At 46.4% G+C, this 755-nt stretch carries 1 protein-coding gene; it reads left to right on the top strand.

Features of this window, described 5'->3' with window-relative positions; genetic code table 11:
* Positions 1 to 63 precede the first annotated feature (63 nt).
* Positions 64 to 755 (top strand): SLC13 family permease (locus R7O13_RS26440; RefSeq protein ID WP_318305151.1); only part of this gene is annotated, 692 nt, incomplete at its 3' end.

The following is a 755-nucleotide window of genomic DNA, read 5'->3' on the forward strand; positions in this document are numbered from 1 at the left end:
ACTACAAGTCAGTTACCTTGCCATAAAAAACCGACAAAAAGGCAATGCAAAAGGAGCACACCCATGACCGCACTCGCTGTGACATTGAAGAATTGGTTCTTCACTCGCAACAGCATGATTTTGAATGCCAACATTCTGCTGTTCATTATCTTGTTTAATACCTTACCCTTTGAACCACAAGTCGTAACCGGCATCAGCATCTTAGTGTTTGTTGCGATTCTTTGGTTAACAGAAGCGATTCACGTCAGCATTACTGCTTTGCTGATCCCGATGCTTGCCGTCTTCTTGGGCGTGTTTAACACCCAAACAGCACTGAATAACTTCTCGAACTCAATCATCTTCTTGTTCTTGGGTGGCTTCGCTCTCGCCGCTGCGTTGCACAAGCAGAAACTTGACCAAGCACTTGCTGACAAAGTGTTGCTGATTGCTCGTGGTCGAATGTCTGTCGCGGTATTTATGCTGTTCGGTGTGAGCGCAGGTCTTTCAATGTGGATTTCCAACACAGCAACAGCCGCAATGATGCTTCCTTTGGTGTTAGGTGTCATGACGAAACTGGACGCGAAGAAAAACCACAACACATTCTTGTTCGTTCTTCTCGGTATTGCTTACAGTGCCTCTATCGGCGGTATCGCTACGCTAGTTGGTAGCCCACCAAACGCGATTGCTGCGGCCGAAGTAGGTTTGAACTTCACGGAATGGATGAAGCTAGGTCTGCCAATCTCTTTGATTTTGATGCCAATTGCGATTTTGGTTCT

It is taken from the genome of Vibrio sp. Y176, from assembly GCF_033438945.1.